At 42.3% G+C, this 515-nt stretch carries 1 protein-coding gene; it reads left to right on the top strand.

All coding sequences use genetic code 11. From position 1 onward, the window contains the following. Window positions 1-515 (top strand): transposase (locus tag WMO75_RS19830; protein WP_349078896.1); only part of this gene is annotated, 515 nt, incomplete at both ends.

Below are 515 nucleotides of genomic sequence, written 5' to 3'. Positions count from 1 at the left end.
TTCACTTCAAAGCAATAGGCAAATTAAAATAAATTTTGATGGAGGCGACTTGTCCTCCGATGCAGGCTTACTCCTCATCAAAGAGTTCATAAGCAAACTTGGCATTGAACGGCTTTTAAACCGTTCATTTAAGACCAATGATTCTGCAGTGTTTCGATATCATACGGACAGGGATAACCTTCTCCAGATGATATATATGATCATGGCCGGTTACTTCGAAGATGATGCTTCGGATGAACTGACCAAGGATCCTGTTTTTAAAGCTGTACTTGAAAAATCCGCATTAGCATCTCAGCCAACAGTATCAAGATTCTTTAACCGCATGGATGAAGACACTTTAAAACAGTTCCAGGAAATCAGCCAGATACTTAGAAAAAGGATCTACAGCATCCAGATGCCTCAGGCAGTGATCCTGGATCTGGATTCCACGCTCCTCGTAGCATACGGCAAACAGGAAGGCAGGGCATTTAACTTCCATTATCGGAGTAATGGCTACCATCCGCTCGTTTGTTATG

Origin of the sequence: Blautia intestinihominis, assembly GCF_040096655.1 — a bacterium.
Classification (GTDB): Bacteria; Bacillota; Clostridia; order Lachnospirales; family Lachnospiraceae; genus Blautia_A; species Blautia_A intestinihominis.
Note: the sequence above shows the minus strand (reverse complement) of the source record. Positions and strands in the feature narration are given on the sequence as shown.